The 17,915-nt window shown below is 64.0% G+C and carries 18 protein-coding genes; 14 read left to right on the forward strand and 4 right to left on the reverse strand.

Translation table 11 applies throughout. From position 1 onward, the window contains the following. Position 1 precedes the first annotated feature (1 nt). Positions 2-811, reverse strand: coding sequence for a 4-hydroxy-tetrahydrodipicolinate reductase (gene dapB / locus BMI86_RS17745; RefSeq protein WP_078542520.1), 810 nt, complete (start codon positions 809-811; stop codon positions 2-4). 97 nt (positions 812-908) lie between these two features. Between dapB and rbfA the strand changes: the two genes are divergently transcribed. From rbfA to putP, 7 genes are all read left to right on the forward strand, one after another. After that, on the forward strand, positions 909-1,340 hold the full coding sequence (gene rbfA / locus BMI86_RS17750; protein ID WP_078521678.1) for a 30S ribosome-binding factor RbfA: 432 nt from the start codon (positions 909-911) through the stop codon (positions 1,338-1,340). Positions 1,341-1,353: 13 nt separating this feature from the next. Beyond that, complete coding sequence (locus BMI86_RS17755; RefSeq protein WP_246831764.1) at positions 1,354-2,070, forward strand: phosphodiester glycosidase family protein; 717 nt, start codon at positions 1,354-1,356, stop codon at positions 2,068-2,070. A 51-nt stretch (positions 2,071-2,121) separates the two neighbouring features. Beyond that, positions 2,122-3,024 (forward strand): tRNA pseudouridine(55) synthase TruB, encoded by a 903-nt coding sequence (gene truB / locus BMI86_RS17760; protein ID WP_078542522.1) that lies wholly within the window; start codon positions 2,122-2,124, stop codon positions 3,022-3,024. A gap of 79 nt (positions 3,025-3,103) precedes the next feature. Continuing rightward, positions 3,104-3,634, forward strand: a complete 531-nt coding sequence (locus tag BMI86_RS17765; RefSeq protein WP_078542523.1) for a DUF1643 domain-containing protein — start codon at positions 3,104-3,106, stop codon at positions 3,632-3,634. 87 nt (positions 3,635-3,721) lie between these two features. Next, positions 3,722-4,750: a calcium-binding protein gene (locus BMI86_RS17770; protein WP_078542524.1), complete on the forward strand. Its 1,029-nt coding sequence runs from the start codon at positions 3,722-3,724 to the stop codon at positions 4,748-4,750. Between the two features lie 125 nt (positions 4,751-4,875). Next, the gene (gene rpsO / locus BMI86_RS17775; RefSeq protein ID WP_075776826.1) at positions 4,876-5,145 is read left to right on the forward strand and encodes a 30S ribosomal protein S15; all 270 of its coding nucleotides are present in this window, start codon (positions 4,876-4,878) and stop codon (positions 5,143-5,145) included. 254 nt (positions 5,146-5,399) lie between these two features. Then, positions 5,400-6,845, forward strand: a complete 1,446-nt coding sequence (gene putP, locus BMI86_RS17780; RefSeq protein WP_078542525.1) for a sodium/proline symporter PutP — start codon at positions 5,400-5,402, stop codon at positions 6,843-6,845. A 61-nt stretch (positions 6,846-6,906) separates the two neighbouring features. Here the strand turns inward: putP and BMI86_RS17785 are convergent, their stop codons facing one another. Next, the gene (locus BMI86_RS17785) at positions 6,907-7,590 is read right to left on the reverse strand and encodes an NYN domain-containing protein (protein WP_078542608.1); all 684 of its coding nucleotides are present in this window, start codon (positions 7,588-7,590) and stop codon (positions 6,907-6,909) included. A gap of 264 nt (positions 7,591-7,854) precedes the next feature. On the opposite strand from BMI86_RS17785, the gene pnp reads away from it, so the two are divergent. Then, positions 7,855-9,999, forward strand: coding sequence for a polyribonucleotide nucleotidyltransferase (pnp, locus tag BMI86_RS17790; protein WP_078542526.1), 2,145 nt, complete (start codon positions 7,855-7,857; stop codon positions 9,997-9,999). A gap of 139 nt (positions 10,000-10,138) precedes the next feature. Here the strand turns inward: pnp and BMI86_RS17795 are convergent, their stop codons facing one another. Next, positions 10,139-10,792, reverse strand: coding sequence for a peroxiredoxin (locus tag BMI86_RS17795; RefSeq protein WP_078542527.1), 654 nt, complete (start codon positions 10,790-10,792; stop codon positions 10,139-10,141). 179 nt (positions 10,793-10,971) lie between these two features. On the opposite strand from BMI86_RS17795, the gene BMI86_RS17800 reads away from it, so the two are divergent. The 5 genes from BMI86_RS17800 (at position 10,972) to BMI86_RS17820 (ending at position 15,212) form a co-directional block, all read left to right on the forward strand. Beyond that, entirely contained in the window at positions 10,972-12,408 is a 1,437-nt protein-coding gene (locus BMI86_RS17800) for an aldehyde dehydrogenase family protein (protein WP_078542528.1), read from the forward strand. A 126-nt stretch (positions 12,409-12,534) separates the two neighbouring features. Next, entirely contained in the window at positions 12,535-13,323 is a 789-nt protein-coding gene (locus tag BMI86_RS17805) for an exodeoxyribonuclease III (RefSeq protein WP_078542609.1), read from the forward strand. 96 nt (positions 13,324-13,419) lie between these two features. Then, on the forward strand, positions 13,420-14,337 hold the full coding sequence (locus BMI86_RS17810) for a co-chaperone YbbN (RefSeq protein ID WP_078542529.1): 918 nt from the start codon (positions 13,420-13,422) through the stop codon (positions 14,335-14,337). A 27-nt stretch (positions 14,338-14,364) separates the two neighbouring features. Beyond that, positions 14,365-15,003: an LON peptidase substrate-binding domain-containing protein gene (locus BMI86_RS17815; protein ID WP_078542530.1), complete on the forward strand. Its 639-nt coding sequence runs from the start codon at positions 14,365-14,367 to the stop codon at positions 15,001-15,003. Continuing rightward, positions 15,000-15,212 carry a Trm112 family protein gene (locus tag BMI86_RS17820; protein WP_078542531.1) on the forward strand — a complete coding sequence of 71 codons (213 nt, stop codon included), beginning with the start codon at positions 15,000-15,002 and terminating at the stop codon, positions 15,210-15,212. The genes BMI86_RS17815 and BMI86_RS17820 overlap by 4 nt, the downstream gene beginning before the upstream one ends. Before the next feature lie 10 nt (positions 15,213-15,222). Here the strand turns inward: BMI86_RS17820 and BMI86_RS17825 are convergent, their stop codons facing one another. After that, on the reverse strand, positions 15,223-16,449 hold the full coding sequence (locus BMI86_RS17825; RefSeq protein WP_143594856.1) for an FAD-dependent monooxygenase: 1,227 nt from the start codon (positions 16,447-16,449) through the stop codon (positions 15,223-15,225). An 82-nt stretch (positions 16,450-16,531) separates the two neighbouring features. Between BMI86_RS17825 and BMI86_RS17830 the strand changes: the two genes are divergently transcribed. Beyond that, complete coding sequence (locus BMI86_RS17830; RefSeq protein WP_078542533.1) at positions 16,532-17,848, forward strand: amidase family protein; 1,317 nt, start codon at positions 16,532-16,534, stop codon at positions 17,846-17,848. Positions 17,849-17,915: the final 67 nt, after the last annotated feature.

The following is a 17,915-nucleotide window of genomic DNA, read 5'->3' on the forward strand; positions in this document are numbered from 1 at the left end:
TTTAGAGCCCCAGCACGTCGAGCATGTCGTATTCGCCCGGCCGCTTGTCCTGACCCCAGAGCGCGGCCTTGAGCGCGCCGCGTGCGAAGATGGCCCGGTCGGTGGCGACATGGCGCAGGATGATCCGCTCGCCCATGCCGGCAAACAGCACGTCATGCTCGCCCACGATATCGCCGCCACGAATGGCCGAGAAGCCGATCGCGCCATGCTTGCGCGCACCGGTGATACCGTCGCGGCCCGACTCGCGATTGTCTTCGAGCGAGATGCCACGGCCTTCCGCCGCCGCCTCGCCCAGCATCAGCGCGGTGCCCGAGGGCGCATCGACCTTCTTGTTGTGATGCGCTTCGATCACCTCGATATCCCAATCGGTATCGAGCGCGGCTGCGACTTTCTTCGTCAGCTGCGTGAGAAGGTTCACCCCAAGGCTCATGTTCCCCGCCCGCACGATCACGGCGTGGCGCGCGCACGGCTTGAGCGCCGCGATGTCATCGTCATCCATGCCGGTCGTGCCGATCACATGGGTCAGGCGTGCCTGCGCCGCGATCTTCGCGAATTCGCGGGTGGCGGCAGGCGCGGTGAAGTCGATCACGGCCTGCGCGCCGGAAAACGCCTCGAGCGGATCGTCGGTCACGATCACGCCGTTCGGCGCGCCGCCCATCGCCTCGCCCAGATCTTTGCCGACCCAGTCGTGGCCCGTGCGTTCGACGGCGCCCACAAGGCGCGCCTTGTCGCTCTCGCTCACGGTGCGGATCAGCATCTGGCCCATCCGGCCCGACGCTCCGGTGATCACGATGCCCGGCAGGTCGCTCATGTCTTTCTCCTTCACGGTTTCGCGCTATCTAGCTTGCACAGGCGGGCTTGGCAAAGCCCCCGTTGCGCAAAACCCGCAGACGCCCTATGTGAGCGCCATGGCAAAGAACCGTTTCTCCTCGGGCGATGGCCCTTCGCAACGTCAGCTTCGCATGGGCGAGTTGATCCGACGCACGCTGTCGGACCTCCTGATGCGCGGCGATGTGCATGATCCCGACCTCAACCGCGTCTCGGTGACGGTGGGCGAGGTGCGCTGCTCTCCCGACCTGAAGGTCGCGACCGCCTATGTGACGCCCTTGGGCGGCGAAGGCGGCAAAGAGCTGATCGCGGCGCTTGCGCGCAACAAGGGCGAGCTGCGCCGCTTGCTCGGCAAGGAAATGACCGCGAAATACAGCCCCGATCTGCGCTTCCGGCTGGACGAGACCTATGACCGTCTCGATGAGACGCGTCGGATTTTCTCGGACGAGACGGTGCAGCGCGATATCGCTGCGCGCGACGATGACGAAGACGATGAAGACGATCGCGACTAATGCCGCGGCGCTGATGCTGCTGGCCACGCCTGCGCTGGCCGACGCACCTTGCGCGGATCGCAGCTTTGACGGCACGACCTACACGATCTGCGAAGCCAAGCTCGGGCAAGACCTGAAGCTGTTCCTCGACGATCCCGACGGCAATCTGATCGGCACGCCCGAGCGGCTTTCCGAGGTCGTTCCCCAGGGCGACCGAGTCGTCTTCGCGATGAATGCGGGGATGTATCATCCCGATCGCAAGCCGGTGGGCCTGTTCATCGAGAACGGCAAAGAGCTGCATTCGATCGTCACCTCGGAAGGGCCGGGCAATTTCGGTCTGCTGCCCAACGGGGTCTTCTGCATCGGCGAGACGTTCTCGGTGACGGAATCGCGCGCTTTTGCCGCCGATCCGAAGGACTGCACCTATGCGACGCAATCGGGGCCGATGCTGGTGATCGACGGCGCGCTGCATCCGAAATTCCTCGCCGATGGCACGTCGAAGAATATCCGTAACGGGGTCGGGGTCTCGGCCGATGGCAAGACCGCCTATTTCGCGATCTCCGATGCGCCGGTGAGCTTTCACGAATTCGGCCGCTTCTTCCGTGACGAGATACAGGTGCCGAATGCGCTCTATCTCGACGGCAAGATCTCGCGGCTGACCGTGCCCGGTCAGGGGCGCGAGGATATGGGCCTGCCGATGGGACCGATCGTCGCGCTGATCGCGCCTGCCGCCCCCACCGCTGGAGATTGACGGTTCGCGCCGCTTGGGCTAGCAGGCGCACCCTTGGAATATGGAGGCCTCATGGCACGCAAGAAGGGTCGCGACATTTCCGGCTGGCTGATCGTGGATAAGCCCGCGGACATCACCTCCACCTCGGTGGTGAACAAGGTGCGCTGGGCGCTGGGCGCCAAGAAGGCGGGCCATGCGGGCACGCTCGACCCGGCGGCGACCGGGGTTCTGGCGGTCGCGCTGGGCGAGGCCACAAAGACGGTGCCGTTCATCACCGATGCGCTGAAATGCTACCGGTTTCAGGTGCGGCTGGGCGCTGCGACGAAGACCGACGATGCCGAGGGCGAGGTGATCGAGACATCCGATCTACGCCCCACGGATGAAGAGATCGCCACTGCGCTGACCGCCTTCGAAGGCGATATCGAACAGGTGCCGCCGCAGTTTTCCGCCGTGAAGGTCGATGGCGAGCGCGCCTATGCGCTGGCCCGGGCGGGTGAGGAAATGGAACTGGCCGCGCGGCCGCTCTATGTCGAAAGCCTCGTGATGCTGGGCCGTCCCGATGCCGACACGGTCGAGCTGGAGCTGGTTTGCGGCAAGGGCGGCTATGTGCGCTCCATCGCGCGCGATCTGGGGCAAAAGCTCGGCTGTCTCGGCCATGTGCTCTGGCTGCGCCGGGAATGGTCGGGGCCCTTCGAGGCGAGCGACGGGATCACGCTTGCCGAGATCGAAGAGCTCGCCAAGACGCCCGAGCTCGATGAGAAGCTTCTGCCCGTGGAGCTGGGGCTCGACGATCTGCCGCAGCTCAAGGCCACGCCCGAAGGCGCGGTGCGGCTGAAGAACGGCAATCCGGGCATGGTGCTGCCGGGCGAGGCCGAATGGGGCGAGGAAGTCTGGGTCAGCCATGAGGGCAAGCCGCTTGCCGTCGGTATCTATAAATCCGGCGAGGTCCACCCGAGCCGCGTCTTCAACCTTTGACGCGCCCCTTCCCCTTGGTCCAAATATCCCCGCCGGAGGCATCCGCCCTCTGTCACGCACATAACGGTCAGGACGAGAGATGATCACCCGCGAGCATATCAAAGGCGACGCCCCCTCCATCGCGGTCTATTCGGATTGCGAGAATTACCGCTATCTGCTCACGCGGGTCTGGGACGACAGCAAGCCGCGGGCTTTGTTCATCATGCTCAACCCCTCGACTGCGACCGAGGTGCAGAACGACCCGACCGTGGAGCGCTGCGAGCGCCGCGCGCGGGCGCTGGGCTTCGGGGCGTTCCGGGTGACCAATATCTTCGCCTATCGCGCGACCGATCCGAAGGTGATGCGGGCGCAGCCGGACCCGGTCGGGCCGGAAAACGATGCGGCGATCCGCGAAAGCCTCGACTGGGCGGGCGGCCCCGAGGACCGGATCATCTGCGCCTGGGGCGCGCATGGGGCGCATCTCGCGCGGGGCGCTGCGGTGGAAGACTTGCTGCGCGAAAGCGGTCGGGCACTGCATCACCTCGGCCTGACCAAGGCGGGCGCGCCGAAACATCCGCTCTATATCGCCTATGAGCATCAGCCCGAGCTGTGGTTCACCCGCGAAGGCTGAGCGCGCCGTTAAGCATTTAACGCTTGTTTTCTAGGGTATCCGCGCCGGCAGCGGTAGATTTCTCGCGTCTTCACGGGGGTGAGAGAGATGTTGTTTCTGTCGGGTGTTCTGGGCCTGCTGATGGCGGGCGCCACGGCGGGTCTCATGGTGGCTTCGTCGGATGCCGAGAGTGATGAGCCTCCGGCGGATGAAGCGGATCCCAACGTATCGAGTGACGGCGCAGGGTCGCTGCTGGCCGAGGTCAGCGCGGGGGAGGCGCCAACCGATCCGGTCGAGCCACCGGTTCCCGGACCGGGCGACGATATCACTTGGGGTGACGCGCAGGACAATGCGATCGCAGGCGAAGCGGGTGACGACCAGATCAATGGCTATGGCGGCGATGACAGCCTCTGGGGCGGGGACGGCGACGACCAGATCCTCGGTGCGTCCGGCAACGATACGCTCTGGGGCGATGCGGGGACCGACACGCTGATCGGCGGCGACGGCGAGGATGAACTCGTCGGCGGCACGGAGGCGGATCTCCTATCCGGCGAGTTCGGATCGGATCGGCTCTTTGGCGAGGCCGGGGAGGACACGCTGATCGGCGGCGCGGGCGATGATATGCTCGCGGGCGGCGCCGACGATGACACGCTGAGCGGGGCGGATGGCGCTGATACGTTGACCGGGGATGCCGGGCGCGACGAGTTGAACGGCGATGCCGGGAACGATCTGCTGATCGGCGTCACACCGGAGACGCGCGATGCGGGGGCGGCCGATGCCGATACGCTCAATGGCGGGGCAGGGGAGGACGTGCTGCTAGGCGGCTCGGGCGATTGGCTGCATGGCGGCGAAGGGGGCGATAGCTTCGCGCTGGGCGATTGGATCGATCCGAACGCCCCTGCGACAATCGCAGATTACACGGCCGGGCAGGACCGGTTGGCGGTCATCTACGATGCGCAGGGCACCGCCACGCCGCAGATCAGTATCGAGCCTTCCGAGGCGCATCCCGGTGCGGCGTGGATCCTGCTCGACGGCGTCCGGCTGGCCGAGGTGCTGGACGCGGCCGGGCTGAGCGCGCAGGACGTGGCGCTGCTCACGCCCGCGCAATTCGCAGCGCAGCAGGCCATAGCGCTTTGAAATAAGGCTTTTCAACAAGACGATTCGCGTCTATATGCGCGCATCTGTTCCGAAAGGGGCAGTCTATGGACCTTGCTGGACGACATCCCGGCTTGCGCCCGAACCCTCAATGTAAGGAGATCCCGATGTCGATCACTGTCGAAGACAAGAACGCGCTTATCAAGGAATACGGCACCAAAGAAGGTGACACCGGTTCCCCCGAAGTTCAGGTCGCAGTTCTGACCAAGCGCATCGCGAACCTGACCGAGCACTTCAAAGAGCACAAGAAAGACAACCACTCGCGTCGTGGTCTTCTGATGCTCGTCGCGCAGCGCCGCAAGCTGCTCGACTACCTGAAGGCGAAAGACGTCGCACGTTACCAGTCGCTGATCGAGCGTCTCGGCCTGCGCCGCTAATCCGCCTCGGATTGGAATTCGAAACGCCCGTGCCTTTGGCGCGGGCGTTTTCATTTGCACTATTCCGACTGAATTGCGCAAATTGGCAATAACAGCCCTTCTGCCTGCAAATTTTAAAACTTTTGGGTAAATGATCTTCCCAGGAAAAAACTTTGGTCGGTTCGACTTCTTGTCCTCCTGTATCGTCCGCTCCAAACGGGAAAACGCAAGCATCTGCCCTACCTTGCAGGTGCGTTAACAGGGAGGATTGAGATATGCAGATCGGAGTCTGGATCAGCTTGGCACTGTATTTCGTGCTGATGCTGGCCATTGGGGTCTATGCGTGGCGCAAATCCACGTCGAGCTCCGAGGAATATATGCTGGGCGGACGTAACCTGCCGCCCGCGGTTGCCGCCCTGTCGGCAGGCGCATCGGACATGTCGGGCTGGCTGCTTCTGGGCCTGCCGGGCGCGCTCTTCGTGTCGGGCCTGACGCAAAGCTGGATCGGCATCGGCCTTTTCGTCGGGGCTTTCGTGAACTGGGTCATCGTGGCGCCGCGCCTGCGCGAGCAGACCGAGCGCTATGACAACGCGCTGACCATCCCCGGTTTCCTCGCCAATCGCTTCCCGAGCCACGCGACATTGCTGCGGATGGTTTCGGCGGTGATCATCGTGGTGTTCTTCGCGGTCTACACCGCGTCGGGCCTCGTCGGCGGCGGCAAGCTCTTCGCCAGCGCCTTCGGTGGCAGCTACATGACCGGGGTCATCCTGACGCTGGGTGTCGTGCTGGTCTACACCGTGATCGGCGGCTTCCTCGCCGTGTCGCTCACCGATTTCGTGCAGGGCTGCATCATGATGCTCGCGCTCGTCATCATGCCGATCGTGATCCTCACGACCGGTCAGGGCGACGGCGTGGACGCGGCTGCGAGCCGGTTGAGCAATATCGACCCGAATTTCCTCTCGATGACGAACGGGCTGACCTTTGCGGGCTGGCTCTCGGCGGTCGCCTGGGGTCTGGGCTATTTCGGCCAGCCGCATATCATCGTGCGCTTCATGGCCGTGCGCTCGGTTGCCGATGTGCCGAAAGCACGGAATATCGGCATGGGCTGGATGGCGATCTCGCTGATCGGCGCGATCTCGGTCGGTATCTTCGGCCGCGCCTATGCGCAGCGCAACGGGCTCGACGTGCAGGATCCGGAGACGATCTTCATCATCCTCTCGAACCTGCTGTTCCATCCGCTGGTGACGGGCTTCCTCTATGCCGCGCTTCTGGCGGCGATCATGTCGACCGTGTCGAGCCAGCTTCTGGTGTCGTCCTCGTCGCTGACCGAAGACTTCTACAAGATCGTCTTCAACAAGGACGCGTCGGACCGCACGCTGGTGAATGTCGGCCGTCTTGCCGTGCTGGCCGTGGGGATCGCGGCGATCATCATCGCCTCGAACCCCGACAGCAAAGTGCTTGGCCTCGTGTCGAACGCATGGGCCGGGTTCGGTGCCGCCTTCGGTCCGCTGATCATCCTGTCGCTGACCTGGAAGCGGATGACGGGTCTGGGCGGCGTGGCTGGCCTCGTCGTCGGTGCGCTGACCGTGATCGTCTGGATTTCGCTGGGTTGGGGCTCGTTCCTCTACGAGATCATCCCGGGCTTCATCGCGGCCTTCATCGCCATCGTGGTGGTGAGCCTCGCGTCCGAAGACAGAGGCGAGTTCCGCCCGATCGAATGATCGAAGAGCTTACGAGTATCATTGCGCCCGTCCCGAAAGGGGCGGGCGCTTTGCGTTCTGGCTATTTCGCTGCGGCGGAAAGTTGAGAAAATCCATTAGGACGGCATCGCACGCGTGCCTTGGGCCCCTTTGGATCAAGCGCGAAGAGGTTCGGACGGTTCGAAAAATAGGGGCGCCACTTTTTATCTGGCAAGTTCCCGATCAAGACCCCGTGGTCTTTCTTCATGATCGTCGCCAGTTCCGCGAGGGGCACTCCAGCGCCGTCCTTGCTGTGTGCCTCGATCGCTGCGCGAATTTTTTCATCGAGACTGGCAGATTTCTTGACTGCTGGCGGTCGTGCCGGAGCTGCGGTCGTTTTTGACTTCAGCAGATGAAACACTGAACAGCTTTCACGAAATGCCTTCGGCGCTTTCTCCTGTCCGACGCCGAGCACTTCCATCCCTTTTTCGCGGAGCCTGGTCGCGAGGTGGGTGAAGTCACCATCGGAGCTTGCGATGACGAACCGTTCGGCGCGTCGTTCCAAAGCGAGCTCGAGTGCGTCGAGGGCGAGCAACACGTCTCCTGCGTTCTTGCCGCTTCCGGAATGCACCAGCCGGATCGAAGGGCTGTCACCCCACGATCTAATCTGCGCGACATCACCGTAGGCACGCCGGATGAAAGCGCCTGGCGCGAACTTGAGGATCTGGGAAGCAAAAGTGGCGGAGATATTCTCGCCATCGATGAAAAGGGCAGTGGGTTTGCTCATGGGGTCACAATGTTCAATGTTAATAACTACAGGCCGACGATGGCGCGCCAATCTGGCCAGAATTGGGCGTTGGTCGTTTCTTTCCCTCAGGACTCTTCGCTTCCCAAACCCCTTCATTTCCTGTATTGGCAGGCCCATCTGAGACGTGACGCCTCGAGCCCCCGGGCGCGTGCAACAGGATAAGGGGGCGGCGGCAATGGGGCCGCCATTCAAATCGGGAGACACGGGATACGCCCGTGAGAGCTCCCAGACAGGATACGCTGAATGTTCAATGTTGTGAAAAAATCCATCCAGTGGGGCGAAGAAGAGCTCACGCTGGAAACCGGCAAGGTTGCCCGTCAGGCTGACGGTTCGGTCATCGCCACTCTGGGCGAAACCTCCGTCATGGCCAACGTGACCTTTGCCAAGGAACCGAAGCCGGGCCAGGACTTCTTCCCGCTCACGGTTCATTACCAAGAGAAATACTATGCCGCCGGTAAAGTGCCGGGCGGCTTCTTCAAGCGCGAAGCTCGTCCGTCCGAGAAAGAGACGCTCACCTCGCGCCTGATCGACCGCCCGTGCCGTCCGCTCTTCGTGGAAGGCTTCAAGCATGAAGTGCTCGTGATGTGCACCGTGCTGTCGCATGACCTCGTCAACGAGCCCGACATCGTCGCGATGATCGCCGCGTCGGCCGCGCTGACGATCTCGGGCGTGCCGTTCATGGGCCCGATCGCCGCTGCGCGCGTCGGCTTCTCGGATGGCGAATACATCCTGAACCCCGAAGTCGACGACATGCAGAAGCTGCGGGAGAACCCCGAGCAGCGTCTGGACCTCGTCGTCGCGGGCACCAAGGACGCCGTGATGATGGTGGAATCGGAAGCTTACGAGCTGTCCGAAGCCGAGATGCTGGGCGCGGTCAAGTTCGGCCATGACGCGATGCAGCCGGTGATCGACATGATCATCGATCTCGCCGAAGCCGCCGCGAAAGAGCCCTTCGACTTCAAGGCGCCCGACTACTCGGCGATGCTCGAGACCGTCAAAGGTCTGGGCGAAGAGAAGATGCGTGCCGCTTACGCGATCTCGGACAAGCAAGAGCGCGTGGCTGCCGTCAACGCCGCCAAGGAAGAGATCAAAGCGCAGCTTACCGAAGAGCAGCTCGAAGATCCGACCCTCGGCACCGCGATGAAGAAGCTGGAATCGGCTGTTCTGCGTGGTGACGTCGTGAAGAACGGTCGCCGCATCGACGGTCGTGCGCTGGACGAGGTTCGCCCGATCGTGGCGGAAACCGGTCTGCTGCCGCGCACCCACGGGTCGTCGCTGTTCACCCGCGGTGAGACGCAGGCGCTGGTCGTGACCACGCTGGGCACCGGCGACGATGAGCAGATCATCGACGCGCTGCATGGCAACTCGCGCTCGAACTTCCTGCTGCACTACAACTTCCCGCCCTACTCGGTCGGCGAAGTGGGCCGCGTCGGTTCGCCCGGTCGTCGTGAGATCGGCCACGGCAAGCTCGCATGGCGCGCGCTGCAGGCGGTTCTCCCGGCTGCGACCGACTTCCCCTACACGATCCGCCTTGTCTCCGAGATCACCGAGTCCAACGGCTCGTCCTCGATGGCGTCGGTTTGCGGTGGCTCGCTGGCAATGATGGATGCGGGCGTTCCGCTGAAATCGGCCGTGGCGGGTGTCGCGATGGGTCTGGTGCTGGAAGAGGATGGCTCCTGGGCCGTTCTGACCGACATCCTTGGCGACGAGGATCACCTCGGCGACATGGACTTCAAGGTCGCAGGCACCGAAGAGGGCATCACCTCGCTGCAGATGGACATCAAGGTCGCCGGCATCACCGCGGAGATCATGGAGAAAGCTCTGGAGCAGGCACGCGCTGGCCGCATGCACATCCTCGGCGAGATGAACAAGGCGCTCTCCGCGGGCCGCACGGAATTCTCCGCCCATGCTCCGCGCATCGAGACGATGACCGTTCCCACCGACAAGATCCGTGAAGTGATCGGTTCGGGCGGCAAGGTCATCCGCGAGATCGTGGAAGTCTCGGGTGCCAAGGTCGACATCAACGACGACGGCGTGATCAAGATCGCTTCGGCCAATGCCGAGGCCATCAAGAAAGCGCATGACATGATCCACGCCATCGTGGCTGAGCCCGAAGAAGGCCAGATCTACACCGGCAAGGTCGTGAAGCTCGTCGATTTCGGCGCCTTCGTGAACTTCTTCGGCAAGCGTGACGGTCTCGTCCACGTCTCCCAGATCGCCAACAAGCGCCTGAACCACCCGAGCGATCTGCTCAAGGAAGGTCAGGAAGTGAAGGTGAAACTTCTGGGCTTCGACGATCGCGGCAAGGTGCGCCTTGGCATGAAGATGGTCGATCAGGAAACCGGCGAAGAAATCGCGCCGGAAAAGCGTGAAGAGAAAGCCGACTGATCGGTTTGATCCGCTGGAAGATTGAGAAAGGCCCCGGAGCGATCCGGGGCCTTTTGCTTTTTGCGCTTCGGGTGGGGCGCGCGGATATGAAAAAGCCCCGGACGCTGCCGGGGCTTTCTCGTAAGCGGGTAAGCTGGGCTCAGCCCTGCGACTTGACGGTGCGCAGGTAGGGCAGCTTGACGTCGACTTCGCCGAACTGCTCTTTTGCATCGTCGGTCGACATCGACAGCGCGACGATCACGTCCTGACCCGGCACCCAGTTCGCGGGGGTCGCGAAAGGCTTGCCGTCGGTCGCCTGAACGGCGTCGAGCGCGCGGATGATCTCGGCGAAGTTGCGGCCGACCGACATCGGGTAGGACATGGTCAGGCGGACTTTCTTGTCCGGGCCGATGATGAAGACGGTGCGCACGGAGGCCGAATCCGCGGCGGTGCGGCCGTCGGGCATGTAGGCATCGGCGGGGAGCATGTCATACAGCTTCGACACGTTCAGCGAGGTGTCGTCGATGATCGGGAAGTTCGCGGGCGCGCCGGCGACCTGCTCGATGTCCGATTTCCACTTCACGTGCTCTTCGACGCTATCGACCGAAACGCCCATGACCTTGGTGTTGCGCTTCTCGAACTCCGGGGCGAGTTGAGCAACTGCGCCGAACTCGGTGGTGCAAACCGGGGTGAAGTCTTTCGGGTGCGAGAACAGGATGGCGTAGCTGTCGCCGATCCAGTCGTGGAACTTGATCTCGCCAGCGGTCGAGTCAGCGGTGAAATCGGGAGCGGTGTCATTGATACGCAGGCCCATGAAAAACCTCCTGTGTTTGCGTAAAATCACGTCTTTCCGGGATATAAGCCCTCGCCGGGATCCATTCCAGCCAGTTTAGAACCTTTTTAAACTCGGAGGCTGCGACCTTTCGTCAGGCCTTGCGCAGGACGGGGCGCGGTGAGACGCTCGCGCGCGACATCTGTGTGCCGGAGGCTGATATGATCGAGAAACGGAATTTCTACATCGACGGGGCGTGGGTCGCTCCCAAGGCGGCGCGCGAGTACGAGGTGATCGACCCGTCCACTGAGGATCCCTGCGCGGTGATCTCGCTGGGTGACCAAGCCGATACGGATGCGGCGGTCGCCGCGGCGAAGGCCGCGCTGCCCGGCTGGAAGGCCACGGGCCCGGCAGAGCGGATCGCGGCGGTCGAGCGGATCGCCAAGGTCTATGCCGAGCGCGCCGAGGACATGGCGCAGGCGATGAGCCTCGAGATGGGCGCGCCGATCGATCTGGCGCGCAAGAACCAGTGGGGCGCGGGCGCCTATCACATCAAGAATTTCATCGACGCGGCGAAGGCTTTCGACTGGGTGCATCCGCTGGGCGACGGCACGCCGGGCGCGATGATCGCTTATGAGGCCGTGGGCGTCGTCGGTCTGATCACCCCGTGGAACTGGCCGATGAATCAGGTGACGCTGAAGGTGATCCCGGCGATCCTCGCGGGCTGCACGATGGTGCTGAAACCGTCCGAGGAAGCGCCGCTGTCCTCGCTGCTGTTTGCGGAAATCCTCGACGCGGCGGGGCTGCCCAAGGGCGTGTTCAACCTTGTGAATGGCGATGGCGTTGGCGTCGGTACGCAGCTTTCGACCCATCCGGATGTCGAGATGATTTCCTTCACCGGCTCGACCCGCGCGGGGCGCGCGATCTCGAAGGCGGCAGCCGATACGCTCAAGCGGGTGACGCTGGAGCTGGGCGGCAAAGGCGCCAACCTGATCTTCGCCGATGCGGATGAAGATGCGGTGGCGCGCGGCGTGCGCCATTGCTTCCAGAACTCGGGCCAAAGCTGCAACGCGCCGACGCGGATGCTGGTCGAGCGTTCGGCCTATGACAAGGCCGTGGAAATCGCGCGCGAGACCGCAGAGGCTACGCAGGTGGCCAGCCCGCGCGAGGAGGGCAAGCATATCGGTCCGGTCGTGAACAAGGCGCAGTTCGACAAGATTCAAGGCCTGATCGAGACCGGCATCGCGGAGGGCGCGAAGCTCGTCGCGGGTGGTCCCGGGCGGCCCGAGCATCTCAATCGCGGCTTCTATGTCCGCCCGACGGTCTTTGCCGATTGCGATCCCTCAATGACGATCATGAACGAGGAAATCTTCGGCCCCGTCCTGTCGATCATGCCGTTTGACAGCGAGGAGCAGGCGATCGAGGTGGCCAATGCCACGCCCTACGGTCTGACCAACTATCTGCAATCGGGCGATGGTGCGCGGCGCAATCGTCTGGCGCGGCAGCTGCGCTCGGGCATGGTCGAGATGAACGGTCAGGACCGTGGCGCGGGGGCGCCGTTCGGCGGCGTCGGTTCTTCGGGTCGGGCGCGCGAGGGTGGCCGCTGGGGCATCGAGGAATTCTGCGACGTGAAGTCGATCTCGGGCTGGGCGGAATAAGGGGCGCTGCCCCTCTTGGCCTCTCGGCCAATTCACCCCGGGATATTTCTGCCAAGAGGAACAGGGCGGTTGCGAAAGCGGCCGCCCTTCGACATGATCGCGCGGCTTTTGGAACGGGAGAATGAGATGAGCTTCACGCTGGCGACCTGGAACATCAACTCGGTGCGGCTGCGCGAGGGGCTGGTGCGCAAGCTGATGGAGGAAGAGGCGCCCGACGTGCTCTGCCTGCAGGAGTGCAAGAGCCCGGTCGAGAAGATCCCGCTCGAGGGGTTCAAGGCACTGGGCTACACCCACATGGTTGCGCGCGGCCAGAAGGGCTATAACGGCGTCGCGATCTTCTCGAAAATCCCGATGGAAGAGAACAGCGCCCATGATTTCGCCGATCTCGGCCATGCGCGTCACGTCGCGGGCACGCTCGAGAATGGCGTGACGATCCACAACTTCTATGTCCCCGCAGGCGGCGACGTGCCGGATCGCGAGGTGAATGAGAAGTTCGGGCAAAAGCTCGATTACCTCACCCAGATGCGCGACTACTTCAAAGCCGAAGCGCCGCAGAAATCGATCCTCGTGGGCGACCTAAACATCGCGCCGCGCGAGGATGACGTCTGGAGCCACAAGCAGCTTCTGAAGATCGTCAGCCACACGCCGATCGAGGTCGAGCATCTGCACGACACGATGGAAGCGGGCAAATGGGTGGACATCACCCGGCAGGACATTCCCGAGGGGCTTTTGTATTCGTGGTGGTCCTATCGGGCGCGCGACTGGGATGCCGCCGACAAGGGGCGCAGGCTCGATCACATCTGGGCGACGCCGGATATTTCGAACGCGGCCCATGGCAGTCGTGTGCTGCGGGCTGCGCGCGGTTGGGAGAAGCCCTCCGATCACGCGCCGGTTTTCGCGACCTTCGATCTGTAATCGCTTGCGGCAGCGCGCCGCGGTCAAACGGGTTTGCGTTCGGCCCATCCGAGGCCATATAGGAAAGCAAATCCTCCGCAATTTCGGGAGACGGACATGCTGGAACTGGGTGGCGGCGCCAAGGCCGCAGGCAAGAGCGACTACGTCAAGGACGTGACCGAAGCCAACTTCATGGCCGAGGTGATCGAGAAATCGCAGACCGTGCCGGTCATCGTCGATTTCTGGGCGCCGTGGTGCGGCCCGTGCAAGCAGCTCGGCCCGGCGCTGGAAGCCGAGGTCGAAGCCGCGAAAGGCGCGGTCGTGATGGCCAAAGTCAATGTCGACGAAAACCAGATGATCGCGGGTCAGATGCGCGTGCAGTCGATCCCGACCGTCTATGCCTTCTGGCAGGGCCAGCCGATCGATGGTTTCCAGGGCGCGCTGCCGCCTTCCGAGATCAAGAGCTTCGTGGCCAAGCTGATCGAAGCGTCCGGCGGTGAGACCGGCAACGGTCTGGGCGATGCGGTCGAGGCGGCGGAAGCCATGCTGGCCGAGGGCGCGGCGGAAGACGCGGCGGAGACCTTCGCAGCGATCCTCGAAGAAGATGGCGAGCTGGCGGAGGCCCATGGCGGCCTGATCCGCGCGCGCATCGCGCTGGACCAACTGGACGCGGCAGGCGCGGCTTTGGCCGCCGTGCCCCCGAAGCTGTCCGACAGCGCCCCGGTCGAGGCCGCGCGTGCGCAGCTCGATCTGGCGAAGCAGGCGCAATCGGCGGGTCCGCTCGACGATCTGAAGGGCAAGGTCGAGGCCAATCCCGACGATCATCAGGCGCGCTTCGACTATGCGCAGGCGCTTTATGCGGCCGGCAATGCCGAGGAAGCCGTGGACCAGCTGCTCGAGTTGTTCCGCCGCGATCGCGAATGGGACAACGAGGCCGCGAAGACGCAGCTTTTCACCATTTTCGACGCGCTCAAGCCGAACGATCCGATCGTGGCGAAAGGACGCCGTCGTCTGTCGTCGATGATATTTGCCTGAGGGCATGGGCGCGCTAGTTTCATCCGCATGATGAAGAAAGGCGACTTGCCCGAAATCCTTCCGCTTTTTCCGCTGCCCGGTGCGCTGCTGCTGCCCCGGGCGCGGCTTCCGCTGCATATCTTCGAGCCGCGCTATCTGCAGATGATCGAAGATTGCATGAAGACCAAGTCTCGGCTGATCGGGATGATCCAGCCGATCAAGGGGCCGGAGGGGCAAAACCACCTCAACGCGATCGGCTGCGCGGGCCGTCTGACCGGGTTTTCCGAGACCGAGGACGGGCGCTACATGATCACCCTGTCGGGGATCTCGCGCTATCGCATCGTGAAACAGATCGAGGGCTTCACCCCCTATATTCGCGCCGAGGTCAGCTGGGCCGGGTTCGAGCGCGATCTGGGCGCGGCCGAGCGTGACAACGGCTTCGACCGCGACGAGTTTCTCGACCTGCTGGCGAAGTTTTTCCACGCGCAGGGGCTGGATACCGATTGGGAAACGCTGAAAGATGCCGATGACGAGTTGCTGATCAACTCGCTCGGGATGCTGTTGCCGCTGGAGCCGGAGGACAAGCAGGCGCTGCTGGAGGCGCCCTGTCTGGCCACCCGGCGCGAGACCTTGGTGACCCTGATCGAATATGCGCTGCACGGCGGCGGAGAGGAACGGTTGCAATGAGCGACGAGACTGAGAGCGAAACGGCTCGCGAGAAGCCGCTGTTCGACCGGCACATGCTGGAGGCGCTCGTGTGCCCTCTGACCCATGCGGTGCTGAAATACGATGCCGAGAAACAGGAACTGGTCTCGCAGCCCGCGAAACTGGCCTTCCCGATCCGGGGCGGCATTCCGATCCTGCTGGCGGACGAGGCCCGCCGGATCGACGAGTAAGGCGCGTCGCTTACAGCGCGCGGCCCTGCAACAGGCGGGGCAGGGGGCCTGACAGGCCCGCCGCTTGCTGCATGAAACCGCGGCGCAGCCCCGGGATCGCCTGCACCAGACCCATCCCCAGATCGCGCCCCGCCTTCAGTAGCGGATTGTCGTTCGAGAAGAGCTTGTTCACGGTATCCATGCCGAGCGCGAGCGAGGTCGAGTCGAAGCGCCGCCAGCCCTGATAGCGTTCCAGCACATCCTCGGCCCCGATATCCTCGCCGCGGCGCATCGCTTCCACCACGATCTCCGCCAGCGCCGCCACATCGCGTAGCCCGAGGTTCAGGCCTTGGCCCGCGATTGGATGCACGCCATGCGCCGCATCGCCCACCAGCGCCACGCGCGGCGCGACATAGGCTTTCGCAAGCGTCAGGTTCAACGGGTAGGAGAAGCGCGGACCGGCCAGTTTGATCTCGCCGAGGAAATCGCCGAAGCGCGGGCGCAGCACGGCGAGGAAATCATCGTCATCCAGCGCCGAGATCGTCTTCGCGTTCTCCTCGGTCTCGCTCCAGACGATCGACGACCGATTGCCCTTCAGCGGCAGGATGGCGAGCGGCCCGGTCGGCATGAAGAACTGCTGCGCGATGCCGTTATGGGGCTTCTCGTGCTCGACCGCGGCCACCAGCGCGGTCTGGCCGTAGCCCCAACCCTCGCGGGTGATCCCGGCGCGTTCGGCCACGCCTGAGCGGCGACCGTCTGCCCCGATCAGCAGCTTCGCGGTCAGGGTCTTGCCGGTGGACAGGCTCACTTCGACCCCGCCCGGCACGACCTGTTGCCCTGTCACCTGCGTCTCGTGCAGTAGCGTGATCTTGTCGCTCGCCTCCATCGCATCGAGGAAAGCGCGATAGAGGTAGCGATCCTCCAGCATGTAGCCGACCGGCGCCTGATCCAGCTCGCGCGCGTCGAAATGCAGGAAGAACGGGGCCGCCCCTTCGCCTGCGTGACCGTCGGCGGCTTTCACTTCCATCATCGGCTGCGCCTGATCGGCCAGCCCGTCCCAGACGCCAATCGCGCGCAGCAGTTTCTGCGACGCGATCGCCAGCGCATAGGCGCGGCCGTCGAATGTGTCGGTCGCGCGCTGGCGTGCCGGCGCGGCGTCGACAAGGGTCACGGAAAGGCCGGCGGAGGCCAGTGCAAGCGCCAAGGCGGGGCCGTTGAGCCCGCCGCCCGCGATGATGACGTCTGAATCGTGTTTCATGGCGCTTACTATGGCGCTGGAAGCGGGATTGTCCATGCGCGGGACTGTCGCTAGCGTGGCGGAAAGAACGAAGGAGGCGGGCATGGAATGGCGGTTGGCAGGGGCTGCGGAACAAGGGCGGGCGATTGCCGCCGGTCAGCTCGATCCGGTGGAGCAGACCGAGGCCTATCTGGAGGTGGCTGAAGCCTCGGAGGACATCTATGCGCGTCTCACGCCGCAGCGGGCGCGCGACGAGGCGATGGCCGCGCATCAACGCGCCAAACAGGGAACCCGGCGCGGGATGCTCGACGGGGTCGCGCTGTCTTGGAAGGACCTGTTCGACACCGCCGGGGTAGCGACCGAGGCTGGTACGCGGCTGCTGGCGGGGCGTGTGCCTGAGCGCGATGCGGATGTGCTGATCGAAGCCACGCTGGGCGGCTCGGTCTGTCTGGGCAAGACGCATATGACGGAACTGGCCTTCTCCGGGCTGGGCGTGAACCCGATGACGGCGACGCCGCCGAATATCCATGATCCCGAACTCGCGCCGGGCGGTTCGTCCTCCGGCGCGGCGCTGTCGGTGGCACGTGGTTTGGCGGCGGCGGCGATTGGCTCGGACACGGGCGGGTCGGTACGTATTCCGGCGGCGTGGAACGATCTGGTCGGGCTCAAGACGACACATGGGCGGATCACGACGAAAGGCGTCGTGCCGCTGTGCCGGACCTTCGACACGGTCGGGCCGATCACGCGCAATGTCGAGGATGCCGCGCATGTCTTTGCGCTGCTCGAAGGGCGCAGCGCGCCCGATCTGCGTGACGCGAGCCTCAAGGACAAACGGCTGCTGGTGCTGGAAGGGCTGCCCTTCGAGGGCACGCGCGAAAAGCCGGTGCAAGGCTTCGAGCGGGCCGTCGAGGCCTTCGCCAAGGCGGGCGCGGTGATCGAGCGACGGGGCTTGCCGATGGTGCGCCCGGCGATGGACCTTTCCGGTGTTCTCTTCGCCCCCGAAGCCTATGGTGAATGGAAGCACGAGATCGAAGCCGCGCCCGAGAAGATGTTCGCGGCGATCCTCGAACGGTTCCGCAGCGGGCGCGACGCGCTGGCCTCGGATTACGCGAAAGGCTGGCACGAACTGGCGGGCTACCGCGCCGCCTATCTGGAGGCGACCGCGGAATATGACGCCGTGCTGGTGCCGACCTCGCCGATCCTGCCGCCCGATGTGCGCCGTCTTCTCAGCGACAAGGCCTATTTCCAGGAAGAGAACGTGCTCGCGCTGCGCAACACCCGGATCGGCAACGTGTTGGGGCTATGCGCGCTCAACCTTCCGACGGGCATCCCAAGCTGCGGGATTTCGCTGATGGCGCCGCCGATGACGGAGGATCGGTTGCTGCGTTTGGGCATGGCTGCCGAATCGTCGCTGGCCTGAAAACCACATTTCTTGTGGTCAACCCGCTCTGGAGCTTGTCTTTTTCTGGACGAAACGGCGGAGCTTT

Origin of the sequence: Thioclava sp. DLFJ5-1 (genome assembly GCF_002020115.1) — a bacterium.
Taxonomy (GTDB): domain Bacteria; phylum Pseudomonadota; class Alphaproteobacteria; order Rhodobacterales; family Rhodobacteraceae; genus Thioclava; species Thioclava sediminum.